The organism is Idiomarina abyssalis (assembly GCF_019797805.1).
In the GTDB taxonomy this organism is placed as follows: domain Bacteria; phylum Pseudomonadota; class Gammaproteobacteria; order Enterobacterales; family Alteromonadaceae; genus Idiomarina; species Idiomarina abyssalis.
This window is the reverse complement of the sequence record NZ_CP081832.1, coordinates 530,573-545,383: the sequence shown is the minus strand read 5'-3', so window position 1 is coordinate 545,383 and position 14,811 is coordinate 530,573. Positions and strand designations below refer to the sequence as shown.

The 14,811-nt window shown below is 48.1% G+C and carries 11 protein-coding genes; 1 reads left to right on the top strand and 10 read right to left on the bottom strand.

Annotated elements, in window-relative coordinates; genetic code table 11:
* Window position 1 precedes the first annotated feature (1 nt).
* Window positions 2-1,471 (bottom strand): IMP dehydrogenase, encoded by a 1,470-nt coding sequence (gene guaB, locus K5X84_RS02650; protein ID WP_222236568.1) that lies wholly within the window; start codon window positions 1,469-1,471, stop codon window positions 2-4.
* Between the two features lie 216 nt (window positions 1,472-1,687).
* Window positions 1,688-2,041: a hypothetical protein gene (locus tag K5X84_RS02645; RefSeq protein ID WP_222236567.1), complete on the bottom strand. Its 354-nt coding sequence runs from the start codon at window positions 2,039-2,041 to the stop codon at window positions 1,688-1,690.
* Between the two features lie 228 nt (window positions 2,042-2,269).
* On the opposite strand from K5X84_RS02645, the gene K5X84_RS02640 reads away from it, so the two are divergent.
* Window positions 2,270-4,018, top strand: a complete 1,749-nt coding sequence (locus K5X84_RS02640) for a DUF5666 domain-containing protein (protein WP_222236565.1) — start codon at window positions 2,270-2,272, stop codon at window positions 4,016-4,018.
* Between the two features lie 62 nt (window positions 4,019-4,080).
* Here the strand turns inward: K5X84_RS02640 and K5X84_RS02635 are convergent, their stop codons facing one another.
* The 8 genes from K5X84_RS02635 to pgi all read right to left on the bottom strand — a co-directional run bounded on the left by K5X84_RS02635 (window position 4,081) and on the right by pgi (window position 14,796).
* Complete coding sequence (locus tag K5X84_RS02635; protein ID WP_222236564.1) at window positions 4,081-4,767, bottom strand: hypothetical protein; 687 nt, start codon at window positions 4,765-4,767, stop codon at window positions 4,081-4,083.
* A gap of 72 nt (window positions 4,768-4,839) precedes the next feature.
* Window positions 4,840-5,574: a 3'(2'),5'-bisphosphate nucleotidase CysQ gene (gene cysQ, locus K5X84_RS02630; RefSeq protein ID WP_222236562.1), complete on the bottom strand. Its 735-nt coding sequence runs from the start codon at window positions 5,572-5,574 to the stop codon at window positions 4,840-4,842.
* Window positions 5,567-6,175, bottom strand: a complete 609-nt coding sequence (gene cysC, locus K5X84_RS02625; protein WP_272877064.1) for an adenylyl-sulfate kinase — start codon at window positions 6,173-6,175, stop codon at window positions 5,567-5,569. Before cysC ends, cysQ begins: the two co-directional genes overlap by 8 nt.
* A 61-nt stretch (window positions 6,176-6,236) precedes the next feature.
* Window positions 6,237-8,222, bottom strand: a complete 1,986-nt coding sequence (locus K5X84_RS02620) for a tetratricopeptide repeat-containing sulfotransferase family protein (protein ID WP_222236561.1) — start codon at window positions 8,220-8,222, stop codon at window positions 6,237-6,239.
* A 67-nt stretch (window positions 8,223-8,289) separates the two neighbouring features.
* Window positions 8,290-10,731, bottom strand: a complete 2,442-nt coding sequence (locus K5X84_RS02615; protein WP_222236560.1) for a TonB-dependent receptor — start codon at window positions 10,729-10,731, stop codon at window positions 8,290-8,292.
* Window positions 10,732-10,965: 234 nt separating this feature from the next.
* Window positions 10,966-12,384, bottom strand: a complete 1,419-nt coding sequence (cysN, locus tag K5X84_RS02610) for a sulfate adenylyltransferase subunit CysN (RefSeq protein WP_222236558.1) — start codon at window positions 12,382-12,384, stop codon at window positions 10,966-10,968.
* Window positions 12,384-13,316 carry a sulfate adenylyltransferase subunit CysD gene (gene cysD / locus K5X84_RS02605; protein ID WP_222236557.1) on the bottom strand — a complete coding sequence of 311 codons (933 nt, stop codon included), beginning with the start codon at window positions 13,314-13,316 and terminating at the stop codon, window positions 12,384-12,386. Before cysD ends, cysN begins: the two co-directional genes overlap by 1 nt.
* A gap of 10 nt (window positions 13,317-13,326) precedes the next feature.
* On the bottom strand, window positions 13,327-14,796 hold the full coding sequence (gene pgi / locus K5X84_RS02600; RefSeq protein ID WP_222236555.1) for a glucose-6-phosphate isomerase: 1,470 nt from the start codon (window positions 14,794-14,796) through the stop codon (window positions 13,327-13,329).
* Window positions 14,797-14,811: the final 15 nt, after the last annotated feature.

Below are 14,811 nucleotides of genomic sequence, written 5' to 3'. Positions count from 1 at the left end.
GTTACGAGCTACGGTAATTCGGTGCTTCTTTGGTAATGTGCACATCGTGTACGTGTGATTCGCCCATACCGGCGGCGGTTACTTTCACAAACTGCGGCTTGGTGCGCATATCTTCAATTGTCGGACAACCGGTTAAGCCCATCGCTGAACGCAACCCGCCCATTTGCTGATGGATAATCGCAGAAATAGGTCCTTTATAAGCTATGCGTCCTTCAATACCTTCCGGCACCAACTTGTCAGCTTCATCGCTTTTCTGGAAGTAACGGTCAGACGAGCCATTGCGCTGATTCATTGCGCCCAGGCTGCCCATGCCGCGGTATGATTTGTAATAACGGCCCTGGTAAAGCTCAACTTCACCCGGCGACTCTTCAGTACCCGCCAGCATGCTGCCCACCATAACGCAGTGCGCGCCGGCGGCCAGAGCTTTAGCAATGTCTCCTGAGAAACGAATACCACCATCGGCAATAATCGGTACGCCAGAGCCTTTAATGGCATCCACAGCGTCACTAATAGCGCTAATTTGTGGCACACCACAACCGGTAACAATACGTGTGGTACAAATTGAACCCGGGCCAATACCCACTTTTACAGCGTCAACGCCCGCTTCAACCAGTGCTTTAGCGCCTGCGGCCGTTGCTACGTTACCGGCAATAATTTGTAAGTCAGGGTAGTCTTTACGAGTTTTCTTAACCCGGTCCAGTACACCCTGCGAATGTCCGTGCGAGGTATCAATAAGCAGTACATCAACGCCCGCTTCAACCAGTAACTGAATACGCTCTTCCGTACCCGCGCCAACACCTACTGCAGCACCTACGCGCAGTGAACCCAGCTCGTCTTTACAGGCGTTCGGTTTGTTTTCGGCTTTTTCAAAGTCTTTCAGGGTGATCATACCCTTCAGCTTGTGTGCGTCATCCACAACTAAAATCTTTTCAATGCGATGTTTGTGCATAAGCTGCAGTATTTCTTCGCTTTCTGCGGTTTCATGCACAGTGACCAGGCGGTCATTCCCCGTCATTACGTGGCGGATCTCTTTGTTGTCATCGTCTTCAAAACGTGTGTCACGGCCGGTAACAATACCCACTAAATCGCCATTACCTTCAACCACAGGAAAACCCTGAAAACCATGCTCGGCAGTCAGTTGTTTAATTTCACCAATGGTGGTTGTGGGTTGCACAGTAACCGGATCAGAGACCATGCCACTTTCGTATTTTTTCACTTTACGAACGTGCGCGGCTTGTTGCTCTGCGGTCATGTTTTTGTGGATAAAGCCAAGGCCGCCTTCCTGCGCCAATGCAATAGCCAGTGCCGATTCAGTAACGGTATCCATCGCGGCCGAAACCAGCGGAACATTCAGGGTAATTCCACGCGTTAATTGCGTGCGTAAATCAGCGGTATGGGGGAGAACTTCGGAATGACCGGGAACGAGCAAAACGTCGTCAAAGGTCAAGGCTTCTTGGGCAATTCGCAGCATGTGCAACACTCCGTGACTGGATTCATGTTGCGGGTGGATTTTACCCGTTTTTGCTACCGAGCGCAAGGAAAATTAATGAATGCTTGGGTATGTATTGCGGATCTGGCCGGACGCCGTAAACCCATCCCTGGGGGCTTACGTAACGCCATCCATGGCGTTACATACCGGCCTGTTCCGCAATACATACCCTGAATCGCATTCACTAATTCTCCTGCGTCACGGTATCCAGCAAACGCCACCTTTTAACTCTGGCTCAGGCTCTGGTATGTGTTCGCAGGTTGAATAGCCCGTTTTTGCCTCTTCTTTGGCTTTTTCGTTATAACGGTGAATAGCGTCCAGCAGCGCTCTTTCATCCGTTACGGTTTCGCTGCTGTAAACCACATAGCCTTCCGGGCCACCGCAAGCCTTTTTGCCCACAGGCAACACTTTACAGCTTTCAATGCTCTGCGCCGTAGGTGTGCCAATTAAGCTCTTTATGTCGGCCATGGTCACCGGCTCATCCGACGCTGACTGTGCGCTGCTGCAACCAGCCAAAAACAGCGTTGCTGTTAAAGCTACGAATAATTTCATTAAGTCGTCTCCCTTCGTACTAAATGATTGTATTAAATATTAATACTCACCAGTGTATGCACGCCACTGTAATTTATCCACTAAGGTTAGAATTTTTATAACAAAAACCTAACGTAACAAGCATTCAAAATATTCAAAAATTCCTCTGGCATCGGCTAAAACCATCCGCTAAGGTTGAAAATACCGACACTTAAATAAGGTGTTTTAGAAACAACAAGAGGTACAGCCATGCGTTTTAAACAGTCTCTTTTAGTCTTAGCAATATCGGGCGCGCTTACGGCGTGCGGCGGAAGCTCAAGCGACTCTCCCAACGACAATACAAGCGGCGAAAACAATAACGACGACACTTCAACCACAACAACCTCCGTTGTCAGCGAAGGTGTGATCACAGGTTTTGGCAGTGTGTATGTCAATGGACAACGGTATCGATCAGAAAATGCTGAAATTGCTGTAGGTAACTCCCCTGCGGCAGATGAAGCCCAGTTAAAAGTGGGTATGGTTGTTACCGTTGCCGCTTCTGCCTCAAACGATGGTGAAGACCCGGACGCGCAGCAAATTCGCTACGAGGAACACCTGCAAGGCCCGGTCTCATTCATTGACCGTGAAGCAGAACAAATTGAAGTGCTGGGCCAGACTATTCTCTTTGATGACCTGACCGAGTTTGATGAAACCGATATAGAGACTTTGTCGGTGGGTGATTTCATTGAAGTCAGCGGCTACATCAACGACGAAGGCAACTTTTACGCGACGCTGGTTGAGCTGGAAACCGAAGAAACTGAAATTAAGTTAAAAGGCGAAGTTGTCAATCTGGATACCGATGCTCAAACCTTTTCTTTAGCAGAGCTGACCATCGACTACTCTGCGGCGGAATATGAAGACATGACCGCGGACGACCTGGCCGACGGCCTGTTCGTAAAAGTAGAAGGCGATGATTTCGACGGCGACACGCTGACACTCACAGCCAGCAGTATCGAAAACAAAGAAGAAAACGACATAGATAACGACGCCGAAGAAGTCACCATTGCGGGTATCGTTAAAGATTACGACAGTGAAAGCGGCGTATTTAGCGTTAACCGTTATGAGTTCACCCTTAACGATGACACCGAGTTTGATGACGGCAGTTTAGACACACTTGCCAATGGCGTTATCATAAAAGTTGAAGGTCGCTTTGAAAGCGAACAGTTAATTGCCGAAGAAATTGAGTTCAAGGCCACTGACGCCCGCAGCAAAACCGAAGGCCAGGTGACTGACCTCAACGCCGACAACGAAACCTTTGTTATTGACAACACAACGTTCAGCGTAACACCTGAAACGCAATACGAAGACGAGTCCGGTTTAGACGAACGCAGCTTTACTTTCGATGACATTGCCGTGAACGACTGGCTAAAAGTCATTTCACGTCAGGACGACCAGGGCACTACCATTGCACTTAAGGTAAAACGCATCGACCAGGAAGACCGCGAAGGTGAAGTCAAAGGTCGTGTATCTGATGTCAGCGCAGAAGGTATGACCATAGCGAACGTTGCTGTCGGATTTAACGAGAACACTGAGTTTGAAGGCGAAGACGACAACATCAGCATTGAACGCTTTATCGAACTGGTTCAAAGCAACCCGGCTGTTATCGTTGAAGTCGAAGGCGAATACGACGGCGACACGCTAATTGCCGCAAAAGTGGAAGTTGAAACCGTAGGTGGCCAAGACGGCGACGATGATGACGACGACAACGATGACAGTACCGGCAAAGCTGAGTTTGAAGGCGAAATAGAGTCAATCGAAGGCGATAGTGTTTTCGTCAATGGCAATGAGCTGCGCTTTAGCCAGGACACGGAGTTTGAACTCAACGACGAAGAGGTTGATCTTCAAACCTTTTACGAAGCACTAGCTGTTGGCACCATCATCGAAATAGAAGGTATGTGGGTTGACCAGCAGTACATCAAAGTAGAAGAAGCAGAAGTCGAAACCGAAGAAGACGAGTAGCCTGACATTTATGTCAGGTGAAGTGCAGAAAGACCCACCACCGCCGGTGGGTCTTTTTTATTTTATTGACGCTTATACTTAGGCGGGAAACGGCTTTCACGAGGTCCTAACTTGCCATCGTAATACCGCTCAGAGACATCCTGACGCATAAACTCACTAATATAATTAATGTGCCTCATCTCAATCATGCAACTGCGAAGTGAATCAAACGCCGCACACGCTTTTTTGTGCTCAGGGTTATTCGCACCACCTTCATAGGCTTCAGTAAACAGGCGCCGGCACATGTCCCTGTCAGTCCGGGTAGTGAAAAAGACGTTAAAGTGCGAGCCCAGCGCATTACGCATACCAATAAAGGACTTCATATCGCGCTGTCGGTCCAGTAAATCGGATAACCGCTCACTAATAGAGCCTGCGGTGTCAAAGTCCTGAATAGAGGCCACCGGAATTCGACTATCGGCACCCATTTTGTCTTCAACGTGCATTTTCTTTATGACATGAAGCTCATTTTGGCAGGAAGCCTCTTTTTCCTTTATGTGGGCGACCATTATTCTGATGTTTTCACGCAACTTTTTATCCGAAAAGTCCTGAGCAACATTGTCATGCAGGTATAAATCATCAGAGGCCCCTATCAGGGCACCGACTAATAATTGAGAGTAGACTTCACCTTCAGGATCTTCCACTTCAGACTGCGCAACAACGGACCCGGTCGCTAATAAACTTAATACGGCCAATACCCTTATTAATTTCATAAGGCTTTATCCTTTTCGGTGGCCCGCTTTTATGGGAGCTAACACACCTGACGTAAACGTCAGGCTACTAAATTACCGGGCAATAAAATACGGATTCAGATAATCTTCTTTCTGATTATATAGCAGTTGATCGCCATTAATGGTAGTTACCTGGCCGCCCGCTGCACTGAGTACCGCATGAGCTGCTCCGGTATCCCATTCGCACGTTGGGCCTAAACGCGGGTAAATATCGGCTTTACCCTCAGCTACCAGACAAATTTTCAGCGAGCTGCCCATAGGCACCATTTCATAAGGCTTGCCTAACGCATCCAGCCAGTCGATGGTTTCCTGCGATGGGTGAGAACGCGATCCTACAACCCGCAAGGTGTCTGGTTTTTTTGTTGCTACCGAAATAGCTTTGTCGTTTAAAAACGCACCGCGGTCACGCTCACCGGTGTACATGGCATCCAGTACCGGCGCGTAAACCACACCCATAATAGGTACACCCTTTTCAATTAAGGCAATGTTTACCGTGAACTCGCCATTGCGCTTAATAAATTCTTTCGTGCCATCTAACGGATCAACCAACCAATAACGGCACCAATGCTTACGCTGTTCCCAGCTAATGTCTGACGACTCTTCAGATATAATGGGGTACTGAGTATCAAGCGCGCGCAGGCCTTCACAAATAACATTGTGCGCAGCTAAATCGGCTTTAGTCAGCGGGCTGTCGTCACCCTTTTGCTGCACATCAAAGTCGTCACTTTCGTACACTTCCATAATGGCCGCGCCAGCGTCGCGGGCAATGTTCTTCAATTCGTTAAGCATAAATAATCCCGTTATCCTTTAAATACTGCACCACTTGTTCAGCGGCTTTTTCAATGTCCATTTCATCGGTTTTTAAATGCACTTCAGGCTGTTCAGGTGCCTCATAAGGTGACGATATACCGGTAAAGTGCGGAATATCACCTGCACGTGCCTTTTTATACAAACCTTTAGGGTCGCGCTGCTCGCAAATTTCCAAAGGGGTATCCACAAACACTTCAATAAAGCCTTCGCCTGCTAACTCACGAGCTTGTGCACGGTCAGCAATAAAGGGCGAAATAAACGCGGTACCCACAATCAATCCCGCATCCAGAAACAGGCGGCTGACTTCAGTAATACGTCGAATGTTTTCCACCCGGTCGGTGTCATTAAAACCCAGATCTTTATTCAGGCCGTGGCGCACGTTATCGCCGTCCAGCAGGTAGGTATGACAGCCGAGTTCAAACAACTTACGGTCTACCGCGTTAGCAATAGTCGACTTACCCGAACCGCTTAAGCCTGTGTACCAAAGCAGTGCCGGTTGGTGTTTTTTCTGTTTTATACGGTCTTCATGCGACACGGCGGCGTCATGCCAGACAATGTTATCGGCCATTGGTAATTTCATTCAAAAAGTGATGCCCGAATTGTACCGTAAATAATAGCCCTTGCGTAGCCCGACCTTCACGTCAGGCTTTATCCCATTGCTCCATAAGCGACTGCCCCAGAGCATCCTGCAGCGGCTTCAACTGCGCTTCAAACTTCCGCCACTGGCCAATGCCTTTTGCATTAATCGGTTGCCGCACTTGCTCAGAGCTGGCCGTTTTCACCCGACGTTCAGCTTTGTGCGACTGCAGGCACTGAGGCTCCAGCGGTAACTCCAGGTATTCAAACAGCGCTTTAATTTCAGCTTCCGGGTCGTCCACCAACTGCTCGTGAACCACGGTATGAATCGCACCGGGGTACACACGCTGCCAATGCGCCATAAGCTCTACGTAATCTCGGTAGTAATCCGCCAGCATATCCAGGCCATAACTGAACTCCTGCCCTTCGGCAAATAACTGCTTGTAGGCACTAAAGCAGCAGTCCATCGGGTTTCGCCGGGCATCAATAATCTTCGCGTCAGGAAGCAAGGTTTTAATCAGTCCAATATGACGGAAGTTATTGGGCATTTTATCGGTAAAGAAAGGGGCACCGGTTCGGTACACTTCTGTCTCGCTCAAATAGCGTAGCCCTAACTGCTCAAGCTTTTCGGGTGTTAAATCATCCAGCACGTAAGGGTATTTGGGCTTTTCTGACTGTACCTGACGTCCGTTCAGGCCGTGTGCAATTGCCGGAATGTTCGGTAACTCTAACGTACCTTCAATTTTAGAATGTGCTGCCAGTATCTGCTCAACCAAAGTCGAGCCGGCGCGCGGCAAGCCGACGATGAATATGGGCGTCGCCTCCGCCTTAAGTGACACAGTTGGCAGCTGCTTCGCTTTTTCTTCCGTAAAATAATCTCGCTGGGCCTCAATACGCTGCGATAAAACTTCGGGTTTAAAGTTACTGGACTCGCGTTTTAAATCATTGCCCTGCTTATAAAAGCCAAAGCTCTTTACATAATTGCTCCGCTGCTCAAAGGCTTTACCCAAGGCAAAACAAAAGTGAATACGGTCATTTAAATGCGTTTTAGAATCCTCAGCCGCACGCTCCATCAAATCAACTTCGTTGTCACTAAATTCATAAGTTTTCAGGTTGGCCAGGCTCCAATAGGCATCACCAAAATCAGCACGTTCCTTATACGCACTCTGATAACTCTCTACCGCGTCCTGCTGTCGGCCAATGGCTTTCAGTAAATGCCCTTTCGCCACATAAATTCCCGCAATGTCTTCGTTCTTCTGTTCGTTAATCAGCTCGTCGTAAAGCCGCAAGGCTTGTTCATCGTAGTCTAATGCCGCCGATAAATTCGCAAACAACGCCTTATACAGAGGGTTATCCGGTTCTTTTTCAAACAGCTCTTTCGCGTGTTTATAAGCATCGCTGTGTTTCTGCCGACGCTGCAGCACTTTAATGTAATCAAACTTGGCTAAGTCATAGTCCGGCTCTAATACCAGTACGCTTTCTAACAAAAACTCGGCGTCGTTCATTACGTCCAGCTGAGCACCAATATTCGCGAGGGTTCGCATTGCTTCAATATGGTGTGGGTTACGTTGCAAAAACGCGCGGCAGATTTTCTCAGCTTTATAGTATTTCGCTTCATGGTAAAGGTTCAGTGCCGCTAACACCTTTTTTGGCTGTCTCAGCAGAAAACTCGCCTGTTGTTGGTTACGCTCGGCTTGTTCGGCATTACCGCTCTTAGCTTCCAACTTTGCAGCCGCTGCCCAACTGGCATGTAAGGCCGGGTTTAATCGAATGGCCTGATAATAGTGGTTTAACGCATCTTCGTCTTTTCCCTGAGCTTTCAGGGTGTGCGCCAGCTCCTGCAATGCGCGGCCGTATTCAGGCCATTTGGTAAGCAATGCATGCAAGGTTTGTTGCGCTTGCTGCAGTTGACCTAAATAACGATAAGCCACCGCTTCATAATACAGCGACTCTTTTTCTGCATCGCCTGACAAGCCATCACGCTCTTGCTGCAAAAGCTTAAGCGCCTGTTCAAACTGACTCTGCGCCAGGAGTTTTTTTATGTGATCCATAACGACCGTTATTCCCTCACAATGAAAAAAGGGGCCAGTGAAGGCCCCCTGTACTCAAATTATCTTATCAATAGAATGAGTAAGATACTGACAAGCCAATTGACCGAGGACGATTGGTTGTCGTTCTCAAGATATCGTCTTGCGTATTGGTATACAACTCAGCACGCTCATCGGTGATGTTTTTGATGTAAAGCTTCGCGCTCCACTGATCTTTCATGACACCAATTGAGGCATTGCCGATATTGTACGAGTCCTGCTTACCGCCTGCCTGTTCAACTTCAGCAGCAACCAGCGACGGGTAAGTCTCGCCCGCATAAATCCAGCCCACTTGAGCAAAGGCATCCCAGTTATTCTCAAGTGTCCAGGTATAACGACCACGAAGGTTACCCTGTACCTTAGGTGTCAGTGGCAGCTCAGAGCCAATCGGCAAGGTGCGGACAATGCCCTGACCGGTACGAGTCAACTCAGTATCGTTGTACGACAAGGCGCCACTGAAGGTGAAGTTGTCGGTCATACGCCAGGTGAAGTCAGTTTCCAGACCACGAATTTCTGAGTCTGCAGCGTTATCCACAAAGGTCAGAATTGAAATGTCGGTATCCAGACGCGTAATTTGCATGTCGTTCCACTCAACAAAGTACGCATTACCGTTCCAACGCAATGAATTATCCAGCATCAGTGACTTCCAACCAAACTCGTAGTTGACCACTTCGTCCGACTCATAAACCGTGTTAACGACACCCGTTTCTTCCGTGCCCTGACCACCAGCGCGGTTAAAGCCGCCCGGGCGGAAACCTTCGGAATACGTAGCGAAGAATAAGGTGTTAGGTGTGTACTGATAGCTCAACGTGAACTTAGGAATTACGTCATCCTGTTCAAGCGGCTCGTCAGTATGGCCTGCGGTTGAATTGTAGTCACGCCCCGCATCGCCATCGGTGCCCTTTGAGGCAAAGCTGGACTGGCCATAAAAGTCCGACTCCATGTCGTACCAACGCAAACCGACCGTAGCGGCCCACTGCTCAGTGAAGTCATAAGTAAACTCACCAAAGGCTGCAATTTGCTCTTCGGTACGTGTAATGTCATTAAAGAAACCAACACGCGGCGGACGAGTATCAGGGTTATTGGCGTACACGCCTTCCATTGGTGCGTTCGGCACAAACCCTAGTTCTTCAGGGTTCGAAAAGTAAACATAATCGTCCTGGGTGTTAATTTCAAAGTCATCGTAGAACACACCGGCTGTAATACGCGCGTTGTCAGTGAAGTCATAGTTGATACGAGCTTCCTGAGTAAAGCGATTGTGTTCCTGGTAGCCTTTAAAACCCTTGGTTGGATCGACACAGTTTTCCGCCATGCCATCATCGCCATAGTTACAGGTGTAATAAACGATGAAGGTACCCGAGGTGTTGTACCCCGTGTAGTCAACTGACTGCTCAATTTCACGGTTTAAATAACCACCGGTGTACAGCACTTCCAGTGCGCCTAAACGCCCGTCAAGTGTCCAGGTAGTCAAATCAAAACTGTCTTCCAGTTCGTCGGGGTAATAACGTTCAACGTCTAAATCGCCTACATCCGGGTCGTAGTCAAACACACCATCAGCGCCTAAGTCCTGCGCCTGGTGTTGCAACAACAATTCCCAGTTGCTGTTAATCAGGTACTTAGCACTCAGACGGAAACCTTTGTAGTAACTGTCGTTAAAATCTTCCTCGGCCAGGGGCGTGTTAAATGCACTGGTGAATTCGGTACCGTCATCCATCAAAGCTTCCATGGACGGATCCATTGAGCGGTAGTTCGGGTTGTTGGGGTCGATAGAGAACTCACCCGCCACGTTATCGATATAACCACCACGGTTGACGTTATAAAACGCACCACGCACAGCTAAGTCGTTGGTCACCGGAATATTAATGTAACCCTCGGCGGAGCTGCTCATTTCCCCTTCAGCCATGGTTTCAAAGCCAGTGGTAAAACCTGCTTCGAACGCGCCTAAAACCGGCTTTTTAGTGATGTAGCGAATGGTACCTGCTTGCGAGCTTGCGCCAAATAGTGTGCCTTGCGGTCCGGGTAACACCTCTATGCGCTGCAAGTCAGTTGCGTAAACATCGAGGTTACGCCCGGGAGCGGTCACCGGCTGCTCGTCAACGTATAGAGCCACGTTAGGCATGGTGCCCTGTGCACCGGACAGCATTACCGTAATAGGCTGAATGGACATACCTCGAATAAACACGTCGTTCTGCCCGGGCCCACGGCCACTGGAAGTAACATTCGGTACATATTGTGCGTAGTCGTCAAAGTTTCCGATGTTTTGTTCTTTTAAATCGCGGGAACTTAACGCCTGCACAGCGGTTGGAGTTTGTTGGATATTTGTCGTGCGCTTGGTAGCGGTAACATTAATGGTTTCAATTTGCTTAGATGTTTCTGCCTCTTCTTGTTGCGTGTCCTGTTCTTGCGCAACTGCTGACGAAGAAGCAGCTAATGCTATAAAGATAGCTGAGCTCAACTTATTATATTTAAACATGGGTTCTCCCAGTTTGAGTGTAAAAAATCTCCTTCAAAAAAGCAGTGAACCGTCACTGCGTCTAATCTTACGAATCTTTACAATTATATAGGTTCTGGAGCTCAGATCCAAAGACAGCGAAGCCTGACACTTTTGTGCCAGGTGAAATATCAAAAAGGAAACACTAAGGGGATAAGCCACAAACTCATAGCTATGTAGGTAATGGCTACTGGCAGGCCGGCAAGAGGTTTCAGATTACTTAAGTAAGTCTTTCGCTTCCCAGTGTGGGAAGTGTTTGCGGATTAACGCATTCAGCTCTAACTCAAACTCACTGTATTCGTGCTTCTGAGTTTCACTTTCAGCAGAGTCTGACAACGCCTGTTCTATCATACCCGCGCCAACCGTCATATTGGTTATACGGTCAATAACAATAAAGGCACCGGTTTTAGGGTTGCCCTGGTAGTCGTCAAACATCACTTTTTCAGTAACGCGAACATCCACTTCACCAATTTCGTTCAAATTCAGCTTGCCAGCTTTATGCTCGGCAAAAGTGTTAACGTCTATGCGGTGCTGAACTTGTTCAAACTCACCCGTGGTCAGCTTGCTGTTGAACTTAAGGTAATACTCACGGTGTGTTTGCAGTGCATCCTCGTTCATCCAAACCAGCTTGGCGCGGAAACGGCTGGACACATTAGGCAGCGAATCTTTCTTCACAATCATATCGCCGCGGCTGATATCAATTTCGTCATTCAATGTTAGCGTCACTGCTGCAGGAGCCCGCATTCTTTGGTGCTCCCCCTCAAAGGTCACAATAGCCTTAATGGTCGAAATTTTACCCGAAGGCAGCACACGCACGGTATCGCCTACTTCAATTTCACCCGAGGTAATGGTACCAGCGAAGCCGCGGAAGTCAGAGTTCGGACGGTTCACATACTGCACCGGGAAACGGAACTCGGCACTGTCGGCTTCACGCTCAACCGACATATTTTCCAGATACGTCATTAGTGGAGAACCGCGGAACCAGCTCAGGTTTTCACTTTTTTCCACAACATTATCGCCTTTTAAGGCCGATACCGGCGCAAAGCGAATGTTAGGAATATTCAATGACCCCACCATTTCCAGGTAATCTGCCTGAATCTTTTTGTAAGTCTCCTGCGAGTAGTCCACCAAATCCATTTTATTCACAGCAACAATCACATTTTTTATGCCCAGCAGTGAGCAAATAAAACTGTGACGACGTGTTTGCGTTTGCACACCTTTGCTGGCATCCAGCAAAATAACTGCAACATCACAGGTAGACGCACCGGTCGCCATGTTACGGGTATACTGCTCGTGACCCGGAGTATCAGCAATAATAAATTTACGCTTATCGGTCGAAAAATAACGGTAAGCCACGTCAATGGTAATGCCCTGCTCGCGCTCAGACTGCAAACCATCCACCAACAAAGCTAAGTCCACCTCATTGCCCTGAGTACCTGACTTTTTAGAATCCTCAGTAATCGCGGCCAGCTGATCTTCGTAAATCAGTTTGCTGTCGTGTAGCAAACGACCTATCAGCGTGCTTTTGCCGTCATCGACACTGCCGCAGGTAATAAAGCGCAGCAGTTCTTTGTTTTCGTGCTGGTTAAGGTAGGCCGAAATATCTTGTTCAATTAAAGGAGACGCATGGCTCATTAAAAGTAGCCCTCCTTTTTCTTCTTTTCCATGGATCCGGCACTGTCACGGTCAATCACTCGACCCTGACGCTCAGAGGTGGTGGTCAGCAACATTTCCTGAATAATTTCCGGCAAGGTCTCCGCTTCAGACTCAATGGCACCGGTTAACGGATAACACCCCAGAGTACGGAAGCGCACCATTTTCATTTCCGGCTTTTCACCTTGTTCAAGTGGCATACGATCATCGTCCACCATAATTAAGGTGCCGTCGCGTTTAACCACAGGGCGTTCTTTAGCAAAATAAAGTTCTGGAATATCAATGCTTTCCAGGTAAATGTATTGCCATATATCCAGCTCAGTCCAGTTAGACAAAGGGAATACACGAATGCTTTCGCCTTTATTCACTTTACCGTTAAAAATATTCCACAATTCAGGGCGTTGGTTTTTGGGGTCCCAACGGTGGTTTTTGTCACGGAAGGAATACACTCGCTCTTTCGCACGGGACTTTTCTTCGTCACGACGGGCACCACCAAAGGCGGCATCAAACTGGTATTTGTTCAACGCCTGTTTTAGTGCCTGGGTTTTCATTACGTCGGTATGCAAAGCACTGCCGTGGCTGAACGGACCAATGCCTTTTTCAACGCCTTCAGCGTTAATGTGCTCTAGCAATTCAAAGCCGTGCATTTCTGCCATGCGGTCACGAAAATCAATCATTTCGCGGAACTTCCAGGTGGTATTAACGTGCATAAGCGGGAACGGGATTTTCCCCGGAGCAAAGGCCTTACGTGCCAAGTGCAACAATACCGATGAGTCTTTACCCACCGAATACAACATCACCGGGTTATCAAATTCCGCCGCCACTTCGCGGAAAGTGTGAATTGACTCGTATTCAAGTGCTTTTAAATGCGTTAATTTTTCTCCGCTAATCACTGGTTTCCCATCGTTTGTCATTCATAACCGTTTATTTCATTCTCTGAATTATTGCATCCGTACTTTCATCAAAGGACTCATCACTTTCGCCATCCAGCACGCGCAGTACGTCCATGGCAATTTTCTTACCTTTTTCCACACCGGGCTGATCAAAGCTGTTCAGGTTCCAGATAACCCCTTGTGTGAACACTTTATGCTCATAAGCGGCTATTAAGGCGCCAAAACTTTCCGGTGTAAGTTCATCCATTATTAATAGGTTTGACGGATGCCCGCCCGGGTAATGGTCACGCGGTGAAGTTTTACTTTCGCTGCCGTCCCACATTAAGCGCCTATGCGCTAAGCAATTAGCTACTGCCAGTCGTTGCTGCTCCGCCAATCCGCTCTGAACTATTTTCTCAAAACCCGGCGCTTCGCGTTTTAGTACCGCGACAAAGTCCGCGGTAAATTCATCGTAACCCTGGTGCAAATGCTGAAAAAACGCATGCTGTCCGTTTGGTCCAAAACCGCCCCAAATAATAGGGCCGGTCGGGTAGTTAATCGCTTTATTATCTGCCGTTGACTGCTTGCCGTTACTTTCCATATCCAGCTGTTGCAGGTAGTTAGGCAACATACGTAAGCGGCCGTCATACGGCAAAATAGCCAGGTTGTTTATGCCCAGTTGTTCGCGGTTATACACGCCATAAAGCGCCAATAACACCGGCAAGTTGTCTTCCAATGGTGCTTCTAAAAAGTGTTCATCCAGAGCTTTGGCGCCTTCTAACATACGCTCAAAAGGTCGAATACCAGTGGTTAAAGCAATGCTTAAGCCTAATGCCGACCACAACGAAAAACGCCCGCCAACCCCTTCACCAAAGGTAAACTGCTGCGCCGGCGGTATGCCGTAGTTAGTCATAGCCTGGGCATTAGCCGAAACACCAATCACATGCTTTTCCAGCCACTGTTCTTGTGTCAGCGCAGGCTCTATCCACTTACGTACTGTGTCTACATTGGCAAAGGTGTCGACTGTGCTAAATGATTTAGAGGAAACAATAAATAGAGTAGTTTCAGGGTCAACAATAGGTAAAACCGCATAAAGCTGCCCACCGTCCATAGAAGATACAAAGTGTACCTGTAAATCATGCAATGCCGCATCGTTCGCGAATTCGCGCAAGGCAAATGCGCCCATTTGCGGCCCTAAGTCAGAGCCGCCAACACCAATATTAACAACGTCAGTAATAGGCTTACCGGTAGAACCTAACCAACGGCCGGAACGCAGCTTCTGCACGGTATCGACAAAACGAGTTTTGCGGTTGCTTTGTTTAGCTACGGCATGAACCGAGCGGCTCAGAACGTGAGTTACCGGGCGATCTTCACTGAGGTTTCGGTACTCACCCCGGCATAATTGCTGACGGTATTCATCAAAGTTTTTTGGTAAGCGTTTACCAACAGCACTAATAAGCTCATTGACTGAAAGTTTCTGATAACTGGTGTCTAAGGCTAAAAAAGGTCCATTTTTAATCATTGTTTCATCCATTTC

Coding starts and splice junctions, on each gene's coding strand:
- guaB (WP_222236568.1), bottom strand. CDS start 1,471: ATGCTGCGAATTGCCCAAGAAGCCTTGACCTTTGACGACGTTTTGCTC.
- cysC (WP_272877064.1), bottom strand. CDS start 6,175: ATGAAATTACCAATGGCCGATAACATTGTCTGGCATGACGCCGCCGTG.
- K5X84_RS02640 (WP_222236565.1), top strand. CDS start 2,270: ATGCGTTTTAAACAGTCTCTTTTAGTCTTAGCAATATCGGGCGCGCTT.
- cysQ (WP_222236562.1), bottom strand. CDS start 5,574: ATGCTTAACGAATTGAAGAACATTGCCCGCGACGCTGGCGCGGCCATT.
- cysN (WP_222236558.1), bottom strand. CDS start 12,384: ATGAGCCATGCGTCTCCTTTAATTGAACAAGATATTTCGGCCTACCTT.
- cysD (WP_222236557.1), bottom strand. CDS start 13,316: ATGACAAACGATGGGAAACCAGTGATTAGCGGAGAAAAATTAACGCAT.
- K5X84_RS02635 (WP_222236564.1), bottom strand. CDS start 4,767: ATGAAATTAATAAGGGTATTGGCCGTATTAAGTTTATTAGCGACCGGG.
- K5X84_RS02615 (WP_222236560.1), bottom strand. CDS start 10,731: ATGTTTAAATATAATAAGTTGAGCTCAGCTATCTTTATAGCATTAGCT.
- K5X84_RS02620 (WP_222236561.1), bottom strand. CDS start 8,222: ATGGATCACATAAAAAAACTCCTGGCGCAGAGTCAGTTTGAACAGGCG.
- K5X84_RS02645 (WP_222236567.1), bottom strand. CDS start 2,041: ATGAAATTATTCGTAGCTTTAACAGCAACGCTGTTTTTGGCTGGTTGC.
- pgi (WP_222236555.1), bottom strand. CDS start 14,796: ATGATTAAAAATGGACCTTTTTTAGCCTTAGACACCAGTTATCAGAAA.